Origin of the sequence: Sulfuricurvum sp., assembly GCF_028713855.1 — a bacterium.
Taxonomy (GTDB): domain Bacteria; phylum Campylobacterota; class Campylobacteria; order Campylobacterales; family Sulfurimonadaceae; genus Sulfuricurvum.
On record NZ_JAQTNN010000022.1, the window covers coordinates 1 to 21,259 of the forward strand.

The following is a 21,259-nucleotide window of genomic DNA, read 5'->3' on the forward strand; positions in this document are numbered from 1 at the left end:
GTCCCATTCCGAACCCGGAAGCTAAGACCCTCATCGCTCATAATACTGCATCTTTCAGGTGTGGAAACGTAGGTCGCCGCCTGGCCTCAGATTTATCCCCTTCTTCTTTCTTTTTCAATCAATCATATACTCCTTCTATTACGCAGTCATGACCTATCAATAATCACTTTTTTAACTGTTAAAATTAATCTCTTAGTATCACTAATGTATACTTCTTTTTATGAAACCAATCCTCTATTTCCTTAGATCTTCCGAACAAAAAATACTTACCGATATGCTCCATTATGCTATGCGGTTAGATGAAGTCAATAAAATATTATCGGATATCCCTAAACTTGCTATCTATGAAGAGTTCTATGGCTTTACAAGTAAAGATCTAGGGCTCTATGCTCTTGTTGATAATCAGCTCGTTGGAGCTGTATGGATACGGCGTTTAAATACTGATCACGGATCAAATGGATATATTGATGATATGACTCCTATTTTAAATATTGCTGTGCTTCCTGCATACCGAGGACAAGGAATAGGTTCTATGATGTTGGAACAGCTATTTGTCGAAGCGGGAGCTTTGTATGATCAAATCAGTGTCAGTATTGTTTGTGATTCTTCTGCAATTCCCTTTTATGTACGTCATGGATTTACGCAGTATGGTAGCGACAGAAATGAAAAAAGTTTTGTAGACGGATCTGATGTTATCACTATGTTAAAACGATTGGAGAGAGCGGAAATTAAGCGTCCTACTGATGGATATGACCCAAGACGCTGGATGGATTAGTTTCGAGATGTATAGGCTTTTATAGCTGATTTACTCCCGATTGGCAGTGTTATTGTATTTCCGTTACGTTTTATCGCTATTAGTGCTATTTCTGTCTCTTTGAGTTTACTGAGTTGTATATTTAATTCTTGTATTGTTTTTATTGAGATGCTATTGATTTGAATAATGATATCTTTGGGGTCTATGCCAATTATTTTCGCAGTGCTATAGCTTACTAAAACTTCTATCCCTGCCGATGTTTCTCTCAATATCAGCCCATTTTTTTCACTCACATCTGCTGATGCAATATTGGTTACTTCTTTTTTCTCTAAAGGGGTTGTTCCTAATTTTATTATTACTGTTTTGTGCTCTTTGTCTCGTATCAGTGAGAGTGTAATTATCTCTTCAGGAGAAGAACTTTCAAGAAATCGGTGTAATTCACCTCCGTCATTGATTGGAGTTCCATTCAAGGCGGTTATGATATCACCGGTTTTTAATCCGGCAGCCTCTGCGGGAGAATTTGGCTCAGTCCGGCTGATGAAAACGGAAGAGAGATATCCAAGTTTGCGTGATATTCGTTCGGAAAGTAGTAGTTCAGCCCCCATGTATCCACGCTCTATCTGCTTTTGATTTAAGAGCCGTTCCGCAACACGATGAACATCGGCTATGGGTATAGCGAAAGCAATATTGGTATACCCACCTTGTTTAGAAAAATAAGTAGAGGTCATACCGATTAGCTCACCGTTGAGATTGAAAAGTGCACCACCTGAATTTCCGGGATTGATGGCTGCGTCTGTCTGAATGAAATGAATATAGGGGTAATTCGGCAAGAAGCGATCAATTGCACTGATAACGCCAAGGGATACGCTATGTCCAAGAGAATAAGGTGCTCCGATTGCAAATACTCCATCACCAGCGCATGGAAGAGAAATATTATTCTCTAAGATTACTGTTGTATCAAAGGTCGGTACATCTAAAAGAGCAATATCAGTTTTTTCATCTTTGGCTATCAAAGTTGCGGGGTATTCAATGTTATGATTATCAACGATAACTATTTTTTTGCCATCGGCGACTACATGGGCATTTGTTACGATATGGTGTTCATTATCAACAACAAAACCTGATCCGCCTGTATCGGCAGACGTTAATTCACTTTCATCATTGATTGGGATACTTTGCTGTACTTTGATTTTGACGATTGAGGGGAGAACTTTTTTGACATGATCTGATATCGTAAAAATAGGCTCTGCAGCAAAGGATGCAATGGATAGAATAAAAGTAATAATCCATAATTCTAACAGTTTCATTGAATAAATTCCCAAGTCAATATTGAAAAAGATATTATAGCGGAGTAAAGAAGTAAAATGAGGAGAAAGACAGATAGAAAGTATGCCGGCAAAGTGCCGACATGCTAGGGCTTAACGAATATCTTCGAAAGGAGCACCAGCGATCACTTTACGTGATACTGTGTATGGGATCAACGCAGCTGCGCGTGATTGTTTGATAGCGATTGTAACCATATCTTGGTGACGTTTACAGTTACCTGTAAGACGACGTGGCATGATTTTGAAACGCTCAGAGAGTGAATATTTCAATGACTGTACATCTTTGTAGTCAATGAAATCAACTTTTTGCTCGCAGTATTTGCAATAACGTTTTTTGTATTTTCTTTTTTCTGACATGGTTCTATCCTTGTGCTTATTCTAAAACGGAATTTCGTCTTCGTTTATATCAATCTCTGGGAGATTGTTTTCCGGCATTCTTGCCGGTGCGGGTTTAGAATACGACGGTGGAGGAGTGTAAGCCGCTTTAGGTGCAGGTGCATCATAGCCACTATTTCCAGTATCGCTGTATTCGTTATAACCGCCCTGAGAACCACCCTCGCCGCGTGAATCGAGCATTTGCATCGTTTCAACGATAACGGAGTGTTTAGAGCGCTTTTGGCCACTGGTTTGGTCAACCCATTGTTCAAAACTTAGTCTCCCTTCGATGAGGATTTTAGAACCCTTGCGAAGGTATTGGTTGGCTACTTCACCTGAACGGCCGAAAAAAGTGATGTCGACAAAACATGTCTCCTCTTTTTTCTCACCGTTTACCGTAAATTTACGGCTGGTTGCAATAGCGGTTTTGGCGATTGCCGAACCGTTTTGTGAATATCGAAGCTCGATATCTCGGGTAAGATTTCCAACCAAAATGACTTTGTTATACATAGGTTTTCCTTGTAATGACTTAAGAAGCTACTTCTTCTTTTTTCTCAGCAACAGCAGCAGTTGGAGCAGGTTTTTTGGTTTTTTCAACCATACCGTTCCAAGCTGCAATTTCACGTTTTGAATCGTATTTCATTGTTACGAAACGCAAAATTTCCTCGTTGATACGGAAACGACGTTCAATTTCAGCAATCGCAGCAGGTGCAGATTTGTAATACATAACGTAAAAATAACCGCGAGCGTTTTTCTCGATCGGGTAAGCTAATTTTTTCATTCCCATTGCGTCGCGAGCAACGATCTCACCGCCGTTTGCAGTGATCACTTCTTCAACGAGAGCGATGGTGTTTTTAATCTCTTCTTCTGTAAGAGTAGGTTTTACGATTACTAAGTTTTCGTAATGTCTCATAGCGTATGTCTCCTTATGGTGTTCGCCCCTTATGGTTGTTATACAGCACGACAGTCGTGTTGCAAAGAGCAAGGAACGCGCGGATTATACTGAAAAATAGCTTAATATTAGTTTTGGTTAAAGGATTGCTTGCAGTTTCAGTAACGCAGAAAGAAGCAATGACTCTTGATCCGGCGAGCCTGTCGATTTCATCTTCAGCTCGGTATCGAGGAGGAGATTAATCCCCCGTTTATACCCCTCAGGTGAGATTTTGATCGAGAGGGCAGCACGCTCTTTTTCGACGAATCCCGGAAGTTTGTATCCTAGAACGAGAGCCGAATCGGCGACTCCGTGAATTTTGATGGCGCTGTTAAAAAGATACAACTGTGTCAAAAATCCGCTGATGGCGGTGAGGAGCTGGATCTCGTTTTCTCCCGATTCGAGGAGGTGGCGTAGGGAGGGGAGGAACTCTTTTTTCTCGATGACACGGGCGATGAAGTGGTCGAGTTTGATTTCGCTCAGACCGAAGACGTGTTCGTCGATCTCTTTCATCCCAATCGGTTTGCCTAAAATAGAGAGTTTGGAGAGCTCGTTGCAGGCGAGGGCGAGGTCGTTGTTGTGGATGTCGAGGAGGTGAAATGCCGCTTGATTATCGAGCTGAACTCCTGAACTTTGCGCTTCTTGCATCACGATGGCGCGTGCTTCGGCGGCAAAGGGGTGAAAGAAACGAACCGATCCCGTATGCGCGCCTTTGAACGCGGTATCGGCTCCTTTGACATCCTCGCCGTAGTAACAGTAGATAAAGGTGTTATCACTGTTTTTGCCGACGAGTTCCACGAGGGTATCGAGCTCGGCTTTGGGGAGCTTTTTTTCGTGTTTGACGATAAGGAGATTTTGATCACCGAAGAGCGACCCTTGCGAAAGGTGGGCTTTGGCGGTGTTGAAATCGTACTCGTCATGATAGAGGCTGAGAACCGATGCCCCTTCGATCTGGGCAAGTCCGTGTGCATAGCGGTCGATGAGAAAGTGGCTCTCGCCGAAGAGTGCCATCGCTCGTGGTGCGGTATGATTTTGGAGATGGCGATCAAGCTCTTGTCTATTCATCCGTTTCCTTTTCTATGCGACTCACAAACGAGGCGGTGATTTTCGCGGTGGCGAGGTTGGCGGTTTCGATTTTGACGATGATGTCATCGAAGAGCATCAACCCAAATTGTGAGGTAATCTGTACTTTTGCCCCCGTAATGGTGTCGTGAATCTCGGCGATGAACGGCTCTTCGGCGCGCATGATACGGGCTTTGAACTCCTGACCGATAACGGTGGCTGCCCAACGGGCGAATTTGCGCTCTTGGAAGCGGATTTCGATGTCGCTTGCTTCGCGCTCTTTTTCACTGATGGAGGTACAAAGAGACTCGATGTTTCGCAATACGTATGATCCCTCTTCGGTATCTCCTGCCGCAATCGCTTTGAGGAGGCGGTGGACGATCAGGTCGCTGTAACGGCGGATCGGAGAGGTGAAATGGGTGTAGCGATCAAACCCGAGACCAAAGTGCCCCATATTGTACGGTGCGTAGCGTGCCTGCATCTGAGCGCGGATGATGAGGGTATCGACCTCGCTGATGAGATCGCGTCGCTCCGCTTCGGCTTGGATTGCCATAATGGTCTCTTTGATAGAGCCTTGGGACTCGACGAAAATGCCGATACTCGCCAACTCGGTGTAGAGGCTTTGGAGTTTCATAGGGCTAGGGGATTCGTGGATACGAAACACACCCCGTTCGTACAATGATGCCGCCGCTTTGTTGGCGAGGAGCATACAATCCTCGATGAGGGCATGCGACGGTGTCTCGACGGCAAACTCGGTGGAGACGATGTTTTGTTCCTCGTCGATTCGCATCTCCAACTCGCTGGAGCGGAAGTTGTACCCTTTTTTCATCCGCTCTTCTCGAAGCTTATACGTCAACTCGTTGAGCAGAGGGATATAGGCTAACACTTGCGCCTCTTTCTCGTTTTCGGCGTGGTGGTTACCCTCAAAAAAGGCATCGATTTGCTCGTAACTGAAACGGCGGTGCGAATGGATGATCGACTCATAGAGCTCAAAGGAGTCCATCTCGTAGGTTACGGGATCGATGTGCATCTCAAACGTATAGGCGAGACGATCAACGAGAGGCTGGAGCGAGCAGAGGGTTTCGCTGAGTTCTCGCGGGAGCATCGGGATGGAGCGATGGGGAAGATAGATGGAGAAACTGCGATAAATCGCCTCAGCATCGATCGCACCGAAGGGGTGGACGTATTCGCTCACATCGGCGATAGCGACGTAGAGGGTGGAGGTCTCAGGGATATAACAGATGGCGTCATCGAAATCTTTGGCAGTGACGGGGTCGATGGTACAAAACGGCAAGTGGCGAAGATCACGGCGGTGGGGATACAGCGACGCATCGACCTCTTTGGGAAATTCGCGTGCCATCGCTAACACATCATCTTCGAACGCATCGTGTTTGTTGTAGAGGGCGAGGACGATTTTCTCATCCACTTTAGGGTCACTGAGGTTCCCCAAATAGGCGGCTATCGTTCCGCTTTGGTTGTTGATCTGATAGAGTGATCCCTCGGCTGTTTCGGGAAGATCATTGAGGGCAAATCCTGCGGGGTGATCGGTGCGGATGTCTTGGAGGCTCAAATAGCCGTTTTTCATCGTAACGACCGCGACGCTGTAGGTTTCACTTCGCCCTGCGATGACGACGACTTTTGCCTGTGGACCGCCCCGTTTTCCGAGTAACCGTTGGGCGATGACTAAATCGCCGCTTTTCGCCCCCATAAGATTGTTGGTTTCGATAAAGTGGTCGCGGATACTCTCTCCCAATGTCTGAAGATATGCCCCGCTCTCAGAAGCTAAAGAGACGATACCGGCGCGGTATTGAGATGCGAGCTGATATTTGTTATCTTCATGAGTTAGAAGTTTTCGTGTAAGCCATTCATTAATGTGCTCACGCTCTTCGGGTGCGATATCTTGGTCATAAAGACCATGGGTAAGACGAATTAGGAGTGATTTCATAAGAGATATTATAGTCAATAAATACTTCTATGATAGAATAACTCTTCTAATTTTACAAAGGAACATACTAATGACACATGAAGCGATTTTAAACCAACTCGGATATGCCCCAAATGAAGCATTAAGCCTCCAACTAAGCCGTATCGAAGAAAATACTGGCGGGTATGAGAAAATTATCAAACATATTTTGGATTTACACGAAGCGTTAAAAACAGATGAATCGTATGTGGCGATGTCGAACAGTAACGACTATTTTAAAATCAAGATCGATGCGACAAGTGAGATCAGTTCAAGTGACGCAATGGAAAAAATCAACCATTTTGCGGATAAGTACAAAGTTGAGCTTCAAAAAGTAGACGGGAAACCGACCTATTATATTCTCGGATTTGCGGCGTAAATGAACAAAGAACCGATGACACCCAGAGGGTATGATGAACTCTTACGGGAGTTCAAATACCTCAAAGATGTTGAAAAACCGCGTGTCAATCAGGAAAAACAGCGAGCGGCGGAGCTGGGAGATCGAAGTGAAAATGCCGAGTATCATGCAGCAAAAGAGAAACTTCGTCATATTGATAAGCGTCTTTTTTATCTCAATTCGATGATTGAAAAAGCCCAAATCATCGATCCGTCACTGCTCGATCATTCTCGTGCCCACTTCGGTGCTACGATCACGATTATGGATGTGAACAGTGAGGAAGAGTTTTCCTATACCATTTGCGGAACGTTGGAAAGTGAACCAGAAAATGCGCTTATTTCAGTACATTCGCCGTTAGCGAGGGCGATGCTGGGAAAAGAAGAAGGCTCTGACTTTAGCGTCCGTCTCCCCAGTGGAAAAAAAGAGTATGAAGTAGTAGCAATTAGTTACACCGATATCTTTTCTCTGAAAAAAAACATTCGTGCCGAAAAAGATTTCGGATTTAAATAACACTGCTTTAAGATGGATGAATATTCCCCTTTGATATAATCGCGGCATTATTATTATTTTACTCAAGGAAACTGCCGTGAGCACTCCCCTTCCAGATATCGAAAAAGTTCTAAAACAGCATAAATTGTCAATGGACGATTATGCCCATATTAAGAAAATCCTCGGACGTGAGCCAAATCTCGTTGAAATCGGGATTTTTTCGGCCATGTGGAGTGAGCACTGCAGTTACAAATCATCTAAAAAGCATTTGAGCGGTTTTCCGACTAAGGCACCGTGGGTTATCCAAGGACCGGGCGAAAATGCGGGAGTTATCGATATCGGCGGCGGATATGCGGCGGTTTTCAAAATGGAGAGCCATAACCATCCGAGCTTTATTGAACCGTACCAAGGGGCTGCGACTGGAGTCGGCGGAATTATGCGTGACGTATTCACTATGGGTGCCCGTCCTATCGCCAACCTCAATGCACTTCGTTTCGGTAATGTGCTGAACCAAGATGACATCAGCGCGCATCAGCGTTATTTGGTACGCGGTGTCGTATCGGGTATCGGCGGATACGGTAACTGTATGGGGGTTCCGACGATCGGCGGAGAGACAAGTTTTGATGAGTGCTACAATGGCAATATCCTTGTTAATGCTTTTACCCTCGGACTCGCCAAAAGTGATGAAATTTTCTACGGAAAAGCGGAGGGGATCGGCAATCCGGTCATCTATGTCGGAAGCAAAACAGGGCGCGACGGCCTCGGCGGTGCGGTGATGAGTTCGGACAGTTTCACCGAAGCGTCCAAAGGGCTTCGTCCGACCGTACAAGTGGGTGATCCGTTTACAGAAAAACTTCTCCTCGAAGCATGTTTGGAGCTTTTCAAAACTGATTACGTCGTCGGGATTCAGGATATGGGAGCTGCGGGACTTACTTCAAGCTCATTTGAAATGGCGGGACGCTCAGGCAGCGGTATGATTATGCACCTCGATAAGGTTCCTGCTCGTGAAGAGGGGATGATGCCCTATGAGTTCATGCTCTCCGAATCGCAAGAGCGTATGCTCATTTGTGCGAAAAAAGGTTCTGAGCAGGCGATCATCGATATTTTTGAAAAATGGGATCTTGACTGTGCGGTAATCGGTGAAGTAACAGCGACGGGTAATATGGAACTTTTCTGGCACGGTGAGAAATGTGCTGAGGTTCCGGTTGATCCGGTGAGTGAAGAGGCTCCGGTATTGGATCGTCCTATGTCTCGTCCTTCTTATCTCGATGAGATTGCAAAAGTTAAACTTTCCGATTTCGAAGCGGTTGATAATCAAAAAGCGTTTGAAAAATTGATCAGCTCAATGGAAGTGGTCGATAAACATTGGATTTATGAGCAATATGATTCAATGGTACAAACCAATACCGTCAAAAAGGGCGGTGAACTCGATGCGTCCGTTATCCGTATCAAAGAGAACGGCGTAGCCTTGGCAATGAGCGCCGATTGTAATGTTCGTTACTGCTTTATCGATCCGAAAGCGGGAGCGGCGGCAGCGGTTATCGAAAGCGGTCGTAACGTCGCGATGAGCGGTGCAACTCCGAAAGCGGTTACGGACTGTCTGAACTACGGAAACCCTGAAAATCCTGAAGTTATGTGGCAGTTTGGACAAGGATGTCTTGGGATCAAAGAGGCGTGTGCTGAGTTGAATACTCCGGTTATCGGCGGAAATGTATCGCTTTATAATGAAACCAATGGTAAATCGGTATTCCCGACTCCATCGATTGCAATGGTCGGTGTTAATGAAGATCAAAATAAAGTTCTTCTTTCTGCCTTCCAAAAAGAGGGAAATATATTGTATCTCGTCGGTGAAAACCACTCGGAATTTGGCGGATCACTCTATATGAAAGAACTTTACAATGTTGTAGCCGGGACTATTCCTGTGATCGATTATGACAAAGAGCGCGCTCTTTGGAACCTCGTTATCGAAGCGAACAAAAAAGGGCTCCTTGCTGCGGCAAAAGACTGTAGTTCTGGCGGTGTGGCGATTGCACTTGCTAAAATGGCATGTGTTAGTGATAAAGGGGTGAATGCTTCGATCCCGGTGAGCGATATTCGTGATATTTTTGCGGAAAGTATGTCCCGTGCTATTATCGAAGTCACTCCGGAAAACACTGCAGCATTTGAAGAGATGGTCGGTTCTTTGGCATGTGAAAAAATTGGAACCGTCGGTGGCGATACTTTCTCTCTAAACGATGTGTCGATGGATCTATCCGATATGCAATCCGTTTATTACGGAACTTTCCAAAAAGTGATTGAAGGAGATCTTTAATCACTTTTTTCCTCGAAAGAGGAATCCTCTCATTCTTTTATCCTTCTTTACTCTTATTTTGGGAACACTTTTTGCAAGTAGTTTTGTATGAAAAAGCTACTTAGAAAAATCTTTCGGATCCGTCCGAAAAACTATTGTGAATATTACATTACCAATCTTAGCTATCGTTGTGGAGAATAGAGAGAAGACATAGAGGAGTTTTCCCGTGAAAACGGGAAGAGGAGATTATTCTTTTAAGCGCTGAATCTTTGCACCCAAGGCGCGAAGTTTAAGCTCTAAATTCTCATACCCGCGATCGAGGTGATAGATACGGTGGACATTTGTGGTGCCCTCAGCTGCCATTGCCGCGAGAACCAGAGCACTGGATGCACGCAAATCGGTTGCCATAACATCAGCACCCGCAAGATCACACGGCCCGATTACGGTAGCAGTATGGCCGCTCAGTTTGATCTCTGCACCGAGACGCTGTAACTCACTGACATGCATAAAACGGTTTTCAAAAAGACGCTCTTCAATGGTGCTAGCTCCCTTCGCACGGGTAGCGAGGGCTAAGAATTGCGCTTGCATATCGGTAGGAAATGCCGGGTACTCTTGGGTTATGATATCGACATGTTTGAGTTCAGCCGCAGGGTATACAGTCATGGTTGTTTCACCGCACTCAACGCGGCATCCCATTTGTTCCAGTTTAGCGGTAACGGCATCCAGATGATCGGGACGTACACGTTCTAGTGTAACGGTTGAATCGGTAATAGCCGCGGCGCACATATAGGTACCTGCTTCGATACGGTCAGGGATGACTTCAAAGTCGACCATATCGATGGTTTTTCCCCCAGTACCGATGATCGTGAGTTCAGAAGTTCCGATTCCGGAGATATCGATACCGCTGTCTCGGAGGATTTCGCACAGTTGAACCACTTCAGGCTCTTTGGCACAGTTGACGAGGACGCTTTTTCCGTGCGCTAAAGCCGCAGCCATAACAACGTTCGCAGTTCCGGTCACAGTGATTTTATCAAAGATAATATGGGCACCTTTAAGTCCCTCAGGGGCTACGGCATGAACGTATCCCGCGTGGATCGTAATCGTAGCACCCATTTGCTCCATTGCTTTGAGGTGTAAATCGATCGGGCGTTGACCGATAGCGCATCCCCCCGGAAGGGAAACCTCACAATGTCCGAAGCGGGCAAGCAATGGTCCCAGAACGAGGATCGATGCACGCATGGTTTTAACGATATCATAGTTTGCCATAGTATGATTGACAGTAGAGGTGTCAACTTTTAAAATATGGTTCTCCAATGTATAACTGGCTCCAAGATTTTGAAGGAGTTTAAGTAGCGTTTTAATATCTACTACCTCTGGCATATTGGCTATCGTTAACGGATTATGCGCTAAAAGTGTCAATGTGATAAGTGGCAAAGCGGCATTTTTTGCGCCGGAGATGGTAACAGTTCCACTAAGTTTAGTAGGCCCTTGAATTTGTAAATAGTCCATTAAGTTCCCAGAGTATAAAAAGTTTGATATTATAAGTCAATGTAGGTTAAAATTATCAAAATATAGAGGTATTCAAAGGAGAAAATGTGAGTTCGGCACTTGATCGATTGAAAAACCTGACGGCACAAATCTCCAGTTATGAGTTAGAGAGAAAAAGTAACCTCAAAAAGCTCGAAGAGCTCTACCAAAAATTGGGAGTAGAGGGCAAGGTTGAACGATTCGAGGATTTATTTAACTACAAAGCGATTAACCTTTCCGGATTATCGTTGGCTGATGAGGATTTGGGAAGTGTCAAAGAGGGTAAGTATGCTCAAATTATCGCCATTATTTATGATAAAAATGCGAAAGTTAAAAATAAAAATGTCTCTTTAGGCTATTATGGGCGTGCTGAGAAACTAAGTTTTGAACTCAAAAATGAGATTATAGGGTTTGTCCTTGGGTGGCGTTTTGAAAAGAGTTTCCGAACTCTGGAACATTATCATAAGCTCTTGGCTGAATTAAAATCGTTTCCTGCAGAGTAGGCATGCTGGTTTTTCTCGATACGGAAACGACAGGGGTTGAAGTCAAGGATAAAATCTGTGCACTCGGCATCATCCAAGATGAGTCTATCCACTATGAACTGATCAATCCCGGTAAAAAAATCCCTCCCTCCGCATCGGCGATCCACCATATTACCAATGAAATGGTGAAAGATGCTCCCTCTTTTTCCCAATCAATCAGTGTTAAGAAACTGGAAAGCTTGAACGCTCCTGAGAATATTTTGGTCTCGCATAATGCTCCGTTTGAATTGGCGATGTTGCAGAAAGAGGGGATTGCATGGCAGGGAGCGGTGATTGATACACTCAAATGTGCTAAATCGCTCATGGATGACTTGGAAGGTTATTCTTTACAGTTTTTGCGTTATGAATTGCGATTGTATCGTGAAGAAGAGGCGGTATTTGAAAAATTTGCTCTTACCATCACTCCTCACCATGCACTGAGCGATGCCGTTCACACGCGAATGGTATTGGAATATCTGCTTGATTTGGCAGATAGTGACAAACTGATCGAAATATCGAAAAGCTATGTTCTTCTCACGCGGCTTCCGTTTGGGAAATACGCTAAAAAACGGATCGAAGAGATTGCCCTTAAAGACTCCGGATATCTGAAGTGGATGAGCGAGAGTTTGATGGACATGGACGAGGATTTACGCTACAGTATCGATTATTATTTACGAGGAAAGTGATTTGAAAGTAGCTATACAGTGTGATTCTCCATTGTTGCAACGTTCTTTAGAACTTTTTTTGGATGGGCATTTAAGCTCGATTCGTCAATGTGATATTTTGATTCGTGATAAAGATATCCGAGATGAAACACATCCCACCTTTGTCATTGGTACCAATAAATTATCTGATTTGATTAAACCGTTTTCAAAAGCACAGCTGCTTCATGCACTGACCCAAAAATTTGAAACCCTGAAACAACCTGTTCTTCCTATAGAAGAAGAAGTCCTTCCATCATCGGAAGAGGGGATTAGTTTTGAGATTTTGGAACGTCATATCGATAAACTAACCCGTGAATACCAAGCCAATATCCTGAAAGCTATTCGAGCATTTTATGAAAAATAACCCAACTATTACCAAAAAAATCATTGCCGGAAAATACAAAGGAAAAACCCTTAAACTCCCCTCTAAAGAGACGACCCGTAGTTCAAAGGGAATTGTATTGGAGTCTTTTTTTAATACACTGCAATTTGATATTATTGATGCAGTCTTGGTCGAAGTTTTTTCAGGAAGCGGATCAATCGGACTGGAAGCTCTTAGCCGAGGGGCAAAAAAAATTATTTTTATGGAAAAAGATCGTGATGTAATCCGCACGTTACGTGAAAATATTGCTCAAACCGACCCTAAAGCATGTGAAGTGTTTGAAGGGGATAGTTTTAGTAACATCGTTCAGGTCAAAAAGCGGCTTCTTGCCCTTGGTGAAAGTGCCTTTATCTATGTTGATCCGCCGTTTGCCTATCGTGAAGGGATGGAAGAAATCTATGATAAAACGATAGATATGATTGCATCTTTCCCCCTTGAAATGGCGACATTGATTATTATCGAACACATGAGCACCCTCGAATTACCGGATGCAATCGGGCACTTTAATCGGATCAAATCAAAACGTTTCGGAAAAACCTCTCTTACTTATTACGCATAAATCCATTATGGAATAAACTTTGCTTAATCCTTTGATAATAAAGGATGTTTATGCGAATTTTTGTACTGCTTTTTTCCCTTTTAACCCTTTTGCAAGCGACCCGTATCAGTGAAGTCGCGAATGTTGTCGGCGTTCGTGACAATCAGATTATCGGTTATTCTCTCGTTGTCGGTTTGAAAAAAACCGGTGATGGAACCACGTCAAAATTTACCCTCCAATCGATCGCCAACATGCTCAAAGCGATGAACATTGATATGAATCCGGTCGATATCAAATCTAAAAACGTTGCAGCGGTTGTGGTTACTGCAAAATTTGCTCCGTTTGCCCGCCAGGGTGATGCGCTTGATGTAACGGTTTCATCTATCGGAGATGCCAAATCATTGGAAGGGGGAACCTTACTTATGACACCGCTCAAAGGGGTGGACGGCAAAATCTATGCTTTAGCGCAAGGTCCTATCAGCATCGGCGGTAAAAATGAAAAAGGGGCAGGTTCTGAATCGCATCCAACGGTAGGCTTGGTCTATGGGGGTGGATTGGTTGAGCGTGAAATTAATCAGGATATGGTCCATCTGCAAAATGCGACCCTTTCACTTAAAGCATCCAATTTTTCCAACGCTGTTGCCATCCAAAATGCGATTAACAACAAATATCGCTCATCAATCGCTACAGCAATCGATCCAAGAACGATCAATCTGCAACTTCCCGCCACTAAAACAATGGTTGAGTTTTTAGCTGAAGTCCAAAACCTTGATATCGATTATGCGCAGGATCAAAAGATTATTATCAATGAACGGACCGGTACGATTGTCGCCGGAGTTGATGTAGAAGTTAAGCCGGTAGTAGTAACACAAGGAGAGATGACGGTTAAAATACTCTCTCAAAACTCAGTTTCAAAACCTGCAGGAAGTGTTGCAATGGATAAAAGTCTCGTCATCGGGCTGAATGAAAATGAAGTGTATACCGAAAAGGGGACGACAACGGTTGCTAATATTGCCCGTTCACTCCGAAAAATGGGGGCAAGTCCGAAAGAGATGATCTCTATTTTCCAAGCAATGAAAAGTGCCGGAGCGATTTCAGTAGACTTGGAGGTCATCTAATGGATATTTCTGGGGTACATTATCAAAAAGCGCTTCCATCCATCGGAAGCAAAGAAGGCAATGCCGCTTTGCGGGAGAAAACCGATCAGTTTGAAGCGATTATTGTCAAAATGATGTTGGATGAAGCGATGAAAGATGAAAAAAATCTTTTCAATACCCAAGATCCGGGAGATAAGATTTTCAAATCGATGTACCGTGAAGAACTCTCCAATGCGAGTGCGGGCGGCTTTGGATTTTCACAGATGTTATTTGATCACTTGAGCCAAAAAGGGATAAAAACACAAGAGTAGCCTAAATTTTTGATGGTTTTGGCCGATATGGTATGTACACATCATAAACGGATAACAAGGATTCACCATGATCTCAAGTGTGAACGGATCGCTTATCAAAGCGGCATACCAAGAACCATCATTAAAAACTAAAGAGCAGGAGAAATCCACGCAATCTATTAACAAACAAGGTGACACAAGCCGAATCGAAGAGCTCAAAGCTTCTATCGAAAAAGGTGAATATCGTGTCGATATCGAAGCGTTAGCCAAGCGTATTGCGCAAGAGCTGACCTAACCAGAGGAGTTTATGATGTTGTCTTATCAATTGCAAAGTGCCATCAAAGATCTTGAATCTCTTATTTCTTTATCGCAGGAAGATATTACTGATATCAAAGAAGCGAAACATAATCCGCAGTTTGAACGTTTAGCGATTAAAGAAGAGAAAATTAAAAGTTTTGAGCAAAAAAAAGCGATGATAGATCGTGAGATATCAAAACTTATGACAGCAGCACCTTCCAAACCTCTCTCTGAGCTTTTAGATAATGAACAACATCAGCAACTCGATTCTCTCAAAGAACATCTCTCACAATTACGAGAGATCAATCAACAATACGCAAAAATGGTTTTAAGTGTTGGAGCCTTTTATAATTCTCTTCTAGAGCGGGTCGTTCCGACACAAATGGAGGGTTATCAAAGAGTAGCCTCTTCGGAAGCATCATTTTTGGAAGTGCGAGCATAATATGGCATCAATTTTTAATGCATTAAACATCGGATACAGTGGTCTTAACGCTGCACAAGTCGGTATTGATACTACCGGTCATAATATTTCCAATGCTGAAACAGCCGGATATACGCGTCAGCGTGTCGTTACCGCAGCGGCAACTCCGGTAAGCATTGAACCGGGGCAACGCGGGAACGGGACACAAATTACTGAAATAGTCCGTGTATTTGATAGTTTTGTTTATAATCAGTATAAAGTCGCTTCACAAAATAAGTCTTATTCGGATGAGATGAAAAAAAATCTCCAAGAGCTCTCTACGTATTTCCCTGATATTCAAAACAACGGTATCAAAAATGATCTGCAAAATTATTTTAATACATGGCAATCTTTGGCGGATAATCCAAGCAACAGTTCATTAAAAGTTTCTTTGGCGCAACAGACACAAACATTGACTCAAAATATTAATCAAACGCGTGCAAAGATTAGCGATCTTCAAAATTCGTTAAATGATCAGGTTGCGGTAAATATCGAAGAGGTCAATCGTATTGCCGGGCAGATTGCTGCTTTGAACAAATCCATTACTTCAGCGGAATCCAACGGTATTAATAATGCGAACGATTTGCGCGATCAACGCGGCAAGCTTGAATTGACATTGTCTAGTTTAATCGGTGCAAAAGCCACAGAAGGGCAGATTACGAGCAATAACGTTGTTGACAGCAATATTTCTGAAGGAAATGGAAGTTATACCATACAAGTAAGCGGATTTAATCTGGTTGACGGCAGTAGTTTTCATCCGATAGGCATTGATAAAACCGGCAATAAAAATGGTTATAATGATCTCTACTATCAGCGCCAAGACGGTGTTAAAATTCCTTTTGCAGAAAAGATTACTGCGGGTAAAGTTGGTGCTTTATTGGAATTACGCGGTTCAAAAATCGGTTCAGACGGAGAGTTTGAAGACGGATTTTTACAAGATACCATGACAAATATGGATAATTTCACAAAAGGGCTGATTGAAGCTACTAATAGTGTATATGCACAGAGTGCAACATCCAAAATGCGATCCAATAATCTCTCTTTTTCTGATACACAATCATTGCTTAGTACGGGAGAAAACTTCAAAGCCGGGACATTTGATGTTGTTGCGTATGACATAAACGGAAAAGAAGTCGCTCGCCGCTCTATTACAATCAATGAAAAAACAGTGATGGATAACGCATCGGCTACGAACCTTCTCTCAGACGGGATAACGCCTAACAGCATTGTTGATCAGCTAACGGCTCAAAAAGATGATAATGCGGATAATAATGCTTTAAATGACATTAATAATATTTTGAATCCTGTTTTCACTATTCCTGCGAATACGTTGAGTATTGATTTGTCTCCCTCTTTTGATTCGCAAGGGTACACTTTTGCAATTGAAGATAATGGAACCAATTTTGCCGGTGTAACAGGAGTAAATCGATTTTTGGATGGAAATAACGGAAAAAATATAAGTCTGAAAAGTGATTTTAAATCGGATCCATCACAAATCAATGCTTTTAAATTACCATCAAGCGGAGATAATCAAACTGCATTGGATATGGTGAATCTTCAATTCGCATCGGTCAGTTTTACCAATGGGTTAACGACGTCAGATGATACCATATACAGCTACTATGATACGATGGTTACCAAAATCGGAACAAAAGCAAACGCTGTAATCAGTACTAATGAATCTATTACCGCGCAGTACAATGCAATCAAGCAAGAGCAAGATTCAATCAGTGGGGTAAGTATTGATGAAGAGATGGCAAACCTTATTCGTTATCAAACTTCCTACGGTGCAGCAGCTAAAATCATTACAACAATTGATCAGATGATGACAACCTTATTGGGCATTAAAGCCTAATGCCTTTTTACAGCATTGCCGTGCTGGTAGGGATAATTCTTTTCTCTTTTATCGGTCCGTATGTGTATACAGTCAATCCATTGTTTTTGGATTCCCATGCTATTTTAGTATCCCCCTCAATGGCTCATTGGTTCGGAACGGACAGGCTGGGGCGTGACCTGTTGGCTAGGCTTATGGAGGGAGGGCAAATATCATTGTTGATAGGGTTTTCAAGTGCTTTTATCTCTACGCTTATCGGATTGCTGTACGGCGTGAGTGCCGCTTTGTTACGCGGTGGATTTGATAAGCTTTTTATTGTTATTGTTGACCTCTTTTTAACCTTTCCAACCCTTTTTCTATTGTTGACACTTGTGAGTTATGTGAATGCATCCCTTTGGGTTTTAGTCTTTATCATATCGATAACAGGATGGATGGGAACGGCGCGTCTTATCCGCTCCGAGAGCTTTGCTATCGCATCTAAACCGTTTATCCGTATTTTACAAATCGGTCACGTACATCCGCTTACAATCATCTTTAAATATTATGCGCCGCTCTTGGCTCCGATCGTATTGGTGAGTTTTACCTTCGGGGTAGGGGGGGCAATTTTAGCGGAATCAGGGTTATCATTTTTGGGGCTTGGAATCGTTGCACCCCAAATGAGCTGGGGAAGCATCCTCAGCGGCGGTAAAGAGGTGATCGATATTGCGTGGTGGGTAAGTTTCTTTCCCGGTTTGTTGATCTTTATCGTCACTTTTGCATTGATGAATATATCCAATGCTTTGCAGGCAAAGATGAATCAAAAAGAGATTCGCTGATTATTAGATAATCCTGGCAATTTCAAGCAGACTATCGGGAAATGAAATTCGATTTTCACGTAATGCTTTCGCATTGATCAAAATGATCGGTGACCGTTCCATACGAATTGAGAGCAAGAACCCATTGTCTCCAAGTTTGTCTGCATCATATAAGGCCGTAACCGTACTGGATGTACCGACGTTATGAACTTTTTTGAGTTGTGAGAAACTTGCTTTGAGGGCATAAATGAGATGATAGGATGTTGAACTGTCGAGTTTGTCAAACGGAAGTGTTGTCACGACAATTGGGTGTCCGTTTAGATTCCGATTAAATTTAGTCATCAAAATTTTGCTGCACTTTGCGGCAGTATCTTCATCGTCAAGTTCGTAGGCAATTAAAATTTTAAACGGAGATTTAGTGTGTGAGAAGGAAATATTTTTCTCAAGCATGGCGATTTTAGGTAATAAAGAGAGCTGTGTATCCAATAAAAATGGATCATACGATGCACTCCACCCGACTACACTCAGGGCAAGGCTCAGAAGAATTTTTTTCAAAATGTCCCCCGTATAATAGCCATAAATGCACGTCCAGTTGATGGATAGTCGTCATTATACGTACCTGAAGGGCTGGGGTAGAGTTCTTTCTCGTCGAAAATATTTTTAATTGTGAATTGGATCTCACTGTTGAGGGTTGGTAATTTATATCCGATAGAGGTATCGACAATTCCGATTGATTTCATATCATTACGTGTATCGGTTGATGCTCTTGGAATTTTATTTTGCCATCGACCGGCAAGTGAGGCATACCAATTTTCATCCAATGTTTGAGTAATAAATCCTCGTGCCGTATCGGATGGCGTATTCGCTAATGTCATTCCGTTACCGTCTTTAGCCCAAATATGGGTATAAGCGGCATAAAAAGAGGTCATATCATAGCGTTTTCTCCATTCACCCTCAACTCCCTGAATAGTACTTTTTGATCCATTAACGTACTCATAACGAGCCAATGAAGCATTGTATTGCAGATAGATTTGATTGTTATTATTTAGCTGAAAAAGATTAACAGAAAGGGTGTGATCTGTTTCGAATTGATGAATGAACTGTGTTTCGTACGCCATGACGCTTTCCGGCAGCAAATCCGGATTTCCCCAGCGGGCTCGGTTATTTAGAGTAAACATCTCTTGCCAAGAAGGGTTTCTATGGGCGCGTGAAATTGAAAATTTAAGCAGATTTTCTGGATCGATGGTATAGACGGTTGCGATTCTTGGATCGATTTGAGGGCTAATCCCGTTACGACGATCGACTGTCAGGGAAGCATAACCGCTCAGAGAGGGAGAGAGGACTTTTTCATAGGTCATGTAGGCTGTCAAATTATTGATAGAGCCGTTAGGGTTAAAAAAAGGAAATACTGTTGAATAGTCGGTCATTCCTGTTCCGGTATCCCTGTCGGTAGTTACCGTTTTTTCAGAGGATACGCTGCTCCATGAACCGCTGACACCAAAGGTTGTATCACCTCCGTATAGGTTACCTGTGAGCGTATTATTGACTCGGTATGTTCGAATAAATGCTTCATGAATACCGTAAAAACCATCAGGATACGTTACGATTGATATGGGTGGTGTGAGAGAGGGGAGAATCAGTCCTGCGGGTGCAAGGAGCTGATGGCTGGTGAAACTGTCTTGAATTATTGCTGCTTGTAGGATTCCCGCAAAGTTATTTGCGTCATAGTGGGCACCGGCACGAATTTGCCATTGGTCGATGTTATAGTGATCTCCCTCGGAAGCCAGAGCATAATTGATTCCGCCTCCGGAACCATGCCGATACGTAGAGAGGCGACCGTCAGCAAAAAAAGCTCCTTTAGAGAGGGATGTTGAAACCATGATCGCGTCGGTAGCCGCAGGTGCATCGCCTGCGCGAGAGAGGTGAGCGTTAGCGGCACCGAGAAGATTATTGGAAAGACCGTCTTGCCCATACGTGAGAGAGAGATTATCATGAACGGTATATATATCGGCGGCAAAAGCAAAATCGTCATGTGATATTGCATAAGTTACACCGGCTTTACGGGTGCCGTAGGTTCCTGCTGAAGCAAACCAATGACTGACGCCCTCAGCTGGGGCTTCTCCTTTATAGGTTGTTACGACGATGGACCCTGCATAGCCTGAATGACCGTTACTGTAGCTTCCGGGGCCACGGACAATTTCGATTCGTTTAATCATGTCGATAGGCATTGCGAGATAGGCGGTATATCCGTCAAAGAAAAGATCGTTAACTTCGACTCCATCAACAATTAATTTGCTTTGGCCGTAGGCAACGGGATTAGACCCTCGAAAGACGGGATTAAACAAAGAAAGATTGTCACTGGCGATATTGACCCCGGCGACAAGGGTAAGCGCTTCTTTGAGAGAAGAGGCCCCGGCACGGGAAAGCTCTTCTCCGTCAAATACCGTCATAATGTAGGGGAGATAGTCGATATTGGCACGTTGCGTTTTTGCTGTTTGGGTAATAGTACTGATATCATCAGTGAGATTATTAAAAAGGTTTGAATTGACCTCTGTTCCAGCACCTAAAAGTGAGAAGGGAATAACGAGCAGGATAAGAGAAAAATGCGTTTTCATCGATTTTCTTTCAGAGAGGAGATGTACTCCTGAAGTATCAGGATGATGGGATAGCGCTCAGCTCCGATATGCAGTTGAAGCGGACCGATAGGGCGATAAGGTAAGCGAGACTGATTAAGCAAGCGTAGAAAAGTGGGTCCGACGGCTCCGACCCATTGTATGATGCCATAATCGGCAGATATTCGGTTAATCTCTTTTTGCATTGTTTGAAGGATTTTTATTGTTTTTCTAAAAGCTCTTTGAGTAGAAGCAACGGTAATACGCGAAATTTCGGCAGTTTTCAGGTCAGACTGAAATTTTTCAGGATCAATTTGCATTGAGATAAGTGTCGGTAAACCGAGAGGGTTATTGGGAAGAATGAGACGGCAGGATGCGATCAAAATCTCTTTTTCCCATACTCCGAACAAAAGGGCATACGCATCATATTGATCGTATTCGATTTTCTGAGTATCATCTTTCGGAACAAAAAAATTAAATTCTTCTACGAAGACATCATGGCGCTGCCGCAATATAGCAGTTCGTTCATCTTCAGTCGATGCTACCCGGCATTCCATCTTATGCATCCTTTTTTTCTTATAGAAAAGATAAATGACATGTATTATAGAATAAAATCA

At 43.3% G+C, this 21,259-nt stretch carries 24 protein-coding genes; 14 read left to right on the top strand and 10 right to left on the bottom strand.

What is annotated here, in order from left to right; genetic code table 11:
* The first annotated feature begins 220 nt into the window (after positions 1 to 220).
* Positions 221 to 775, top strand: coding sequence for a GNAT family N-acetyltransferase (locus PHI47_RS14100; RefSeq protein WP_299938772.1), 555 nt, complete (start codon positions 221 to 223; stop codon positions 773 to 775).
* Here PHI47_RS14100 and PHI47_RS14105 read toward each other — a convergent pair.
* The 6 genes from PHI47_RS14105 to PHI47_RS14130 form a co-directional block, all read right to left on the bottom strand.
* A complete protein-coding gene (locus PHI47_RS14105) occupies positions 772 to 2,061 on the bottom strand; it encodes a trypsin-like peptidase domain-containing protein (protein ID WP_299938775.1) in 1,290 nt (429 codons plus the stop codon). The genes PHI47_RS14100 and PHI47_RS14105 overlap by 4 nt on opposite strands.
* A 111-nt stretch (positions 2,062 to 2,172) precedes the next feature.
* Entirely contained in the window at positions 2,173 to 2,436 is a 264-nt protein-coding gene (gene rpsR / locus PHI47_RS14110; RefSeq protein WP_299938777.1) for a 30S ribosomal protein S18, read from the bottom strand.
* A gap of 21 nt (positions 2,437 to 2,457) precedes the next feature.
* Positions 2,458 to 2,964, bottom strand: coding sequence for a single-stranded DNA-binding protein (locus PHI47_RS14115; protein WP_299938780.1), 507 nt, complete (start codon positions 2,962 to 2,964; stop codon positions 2,458 to 2,460).
* A 19-nt stretch (positions 2,965 to 2,983) separates the two neighbouring features.
* The gene (gene rpsF, locus PHI47_RS14120) at positions 2,984 to 3,367 is read right to left on the bottom strand and encodes a 30S ribosomal protein S6 (protein WP_295013249.1); all 384 of its coding nucleotides are present in this window, start codon (positions 3,365 to 3,367) and stop codon (positions 2,984 to 2,986) included.
* A 117-nt stretch (positions 3,368 to 3,484) separates the two neighbouring features.
* Positions 3,485 to 4,450 (bottom strand): DNA polymerase III subunit delta, encoded by a 966-nt coding sequence (gene holA, locus PHI47_RS14125; protein ID WP_299938785.1) that lies wholly within the window; start codon positions 4,448 to 4,450, stop codon positions 3,485 to 3,487.
* A complete protein-coding gene (locus tag PHI47_RS14130; protein WP_299938787.1) occupies positions 4,443 to 6,392 on the bottom strand; it encodes a ribonuclease R family protein in 1,950 nt (649 codons plus the stop codon). Before PHI47_RS14130 ends, holA begins: the two co-directional genes overlap by 8 nt.
* A gap of 70 nt (positions 6,393 to 6,462) precedes the next feature.
* On the opposite strand from PHI47_RS14130, the gene PHI47_RS14135 reads away from it, so the two are divergent.
* The 3 genes from PHI47_RS14135 to purL all read left to right on the top strand — a co-directional run bounded on the left by PHI47_RS14135 (position 6,463) and on the right by purL (position 9,607).
* The gene (locus PHI47_RS14135) at positions 6,463 to 6,789 is read left to right on the top strand and encodes a hypothetical protein (protein ID WP_299938789.1); all 327 of its coding nucleotides are present in this window, start codon (positions 6,463 to 6,465) and stop codon (positions 6,787 to 6,789) included.
* A complete protein-coding gene (gene greA / locus PHI47_RS14140; RefSeq protein WP_299938791.1) occupies positions 6,790 to 7,317 on the top strand; it encodes a transcription elongation factor GreA in 528 nt (175 codons plus the stop codon).
* A gap of 76 nt (positions 7,318 to 7,393) precedes the next feature.
* Positions 7,394 to 9,607, top strand: a complete 2,214-nt coding sequence (gene purL / locus PHI47_RS14145) for a phosphoribosylformylglycinamidine synthase subunit PurL (RefSeq protein ID WP_299938793.1) — start codon at positions 7,394 to 7,396, stop codon at positions 9,605 to 9,607.
* A gap of 225 nt (positions 9,608 to 9,832) precedes the next feature.
* On the opposite strand, the gene murA is transcribed toward purL, so the two are convergent.
* On the bottom strand, positions 9,833 to 11,095 hold the full coding sequence (murA, locus tag PHI47_RS14150; RefSeq protein ID WP_299938796.1) for a UDP-N-acetylglucosamine 1-carboxyvinyltransferase: 1,263 nt from the start codon (positions 11,093 to 11,095) through the stop codon (positions 9,833 to 9,835).
* An 86-nt stretch (positions 11,096 to 11,181) separates the two neighbouring features.
* Here murA and PHI47_RS14155 point away from each other — a divergent pair, with 86 nt between their 5' ends.
* The 10 genes from PHI47_RS14155 to PHI47_RS14200 all read left to right on the top strand — a co-directional run bounded on the left by PHI47_RS14155 (position 11,182) and on the right by PHI47_RS14200 (position 18,051).
* A complete protein-coding gene (locus tag PHI47_RS14155) occupies positions 11,182 to 11,616 on the top strand; it encodes a hypothetical protein (RefSeq protein ID WP_299938798.1) in 435 nt (144 codons plus the stop codon).
* 2 nt (positions 11,617 to 11,618) lie between these two features.
* Positions 11,619 to 12,320, top strand: coding sequence for an exonuclease domain-containing protein (locus tag PHI47_RS14160; protein ID WP_299938800.1), 702 nt, complete (start codon positions 11,619 to 11,621; stop codon positions 12,318 to 12,320).
* 1 nt (position 12,321) lies between these two features.
* Entirely contained in the window at positions 12,322 to 12,702 is a 381-nt protein-coding gene (locus PHI47_RS14165; protein ID WP_299938803.1) for a hypothetical protein, read from the top strand.
* On the top strand, positions 12,692 to 13,279 hold the full coding sequence (gene rsmD / locus PHI47_RS14170; RefSeq protein ID WP_299938805.1) for a 16S rRNA (guanine(966)-N(2))-methyltransferase RsmD: 588 nt from the start codon (positions 12,692 to 12,694) through the stop codon (positions 13,277 to 13,279). Before PHI47_RS14165 ends, rsmD begins: the two co-directional genes overlap by 11 nt.
* Before the next feature lie 50 nt (positions 13,280 to 13,329).
* Entirely contained in the window at positions 13,330 to 14,376 is a 1,047-nt protein-coding gene (locus PHI47_RS14175; RefSeq protein WP_299938807.1) for a flagellar basal body P-ring protein FlgI, read from the top strand.
* Positions 14,376 to 14,666, top strand: a complete 291-nt coding sequence (locus tag PHI47_RS14180) for a rod-binding protein (RefSeq protein WP_299938810.1) — start codon at positions 14,376 to 14,378, stop codon at positions 14,664 to 14,666. The genes PHI47_RS14175 and PHI47_RS14180 overlap by 1 nt, the downstream gene beginning before the upstream one ends.
* Before the next feature lie 67 nt (positions 14,667 to 14,733).
* The gene (locus PHI47_RS14185) at positions 14,734 to 14,940 is read left to right on the top strand and encodes a flagellar biosynthesis anti-sigma factor FlgM (protein ID WP_299938812.1); all 207 of its coding nucleotides are present in this window, start codon (positions 14,734 to 14,736) and stop codon (positions 14,938 to 14,940) included.
* A gap of 12 nt (positions 14,941 to 14,952) precedes the next feature.
* Complete coding sequence (locus PHI47_RS14190; RefSeq protein ID WP_299938815.1) at positions 14,953 to 15,384, top strand: hypothetical protein; 432 nt, start codon at positions 14,953 to 14,955, stop codon at positions 15,382 to 15,384.
* Between the two features lies 1 nt (position 15,385).
* The gene (flgK, locus tag PHI47_RS14195) at positions 15,386 to 17,257 is read left to right on the top strand and encodes a flagellar hook-associated protein FlgK (RefSeq protein ID WP_299938818.1); all 1,872 of its coding nucleotides are present in this window, start codon (positions 15,386 to 15,388) and stop codon (positions 17,255 to 17,257) included.
* Positions 17,257 to 18,051 (top strand): ABC transporter permease, encoded by a 795-nt coding sequence (locus tag PHI47_RS14200; RefSeq protein WP_299938821.1) that lies wholly within the window; start codon positions 17,257 to 17,259, stop codon positions 18,049 to 18,051. Before flgK ends, PHI47_RS14200 begins: the two co-directional genes overlap by 1 nt.
* Positions 18,052 to 18,054: 3 nt before the next feature.
* Here the strand turns inward: PHI47_RS14200 and PHI47_RS14205 are convergent, their stop codons facing one another.
* Genes PHI47_RS14205 through PHI47_RS14215 form a run of 3 tightly spaced genes read right to left on the bottom strand, consistent with a single transcriptional unit; the run spans position 18,055 to position 21,199 of the window.
* Positions 18,055 to 18,585: a hypothetical protein gene (locus tag PHI47_RS14205; RefSeq protein ID WP_299938824.1), complete on the bottom strand. Its 531-nt coding sequence runs from the start codon at positions 18,583 to 18,585 to the stop codon at positions 18,055 to 18,057.
* Entirely contained in the window at positions 18,582 to 20,645 is a 2,064-nt protein-coding gene (locus PHI47_RS14210) for a TonB-dependent receptor (RefSeq protein WP_299938827.1), read from the bottom strand. The genes PHI47_RS14205 and PHI47_RS14210 overlap by 4 nt, the downstream gene beginning before the upstream one ends.
* Positions 20,642 to 21,199 (bottom strand): GNAT family N-acyltransferase, encoded by a 558-nt coding sequence (locus PHI47_RS14215; RefSeq protein ID WP_299938830.1) that lies wholly within the window; start codon positions 21,197 to 21,199, stop codon positions 20,642 to 20,644. The genes PHI47_RS14210 and PHI47_RS14215 overlap by 4 nt, the downstream gene beginning before the upstream one ends.
* Positions 21,200 to 21,259: the final 60 nt, after the last annotated feature.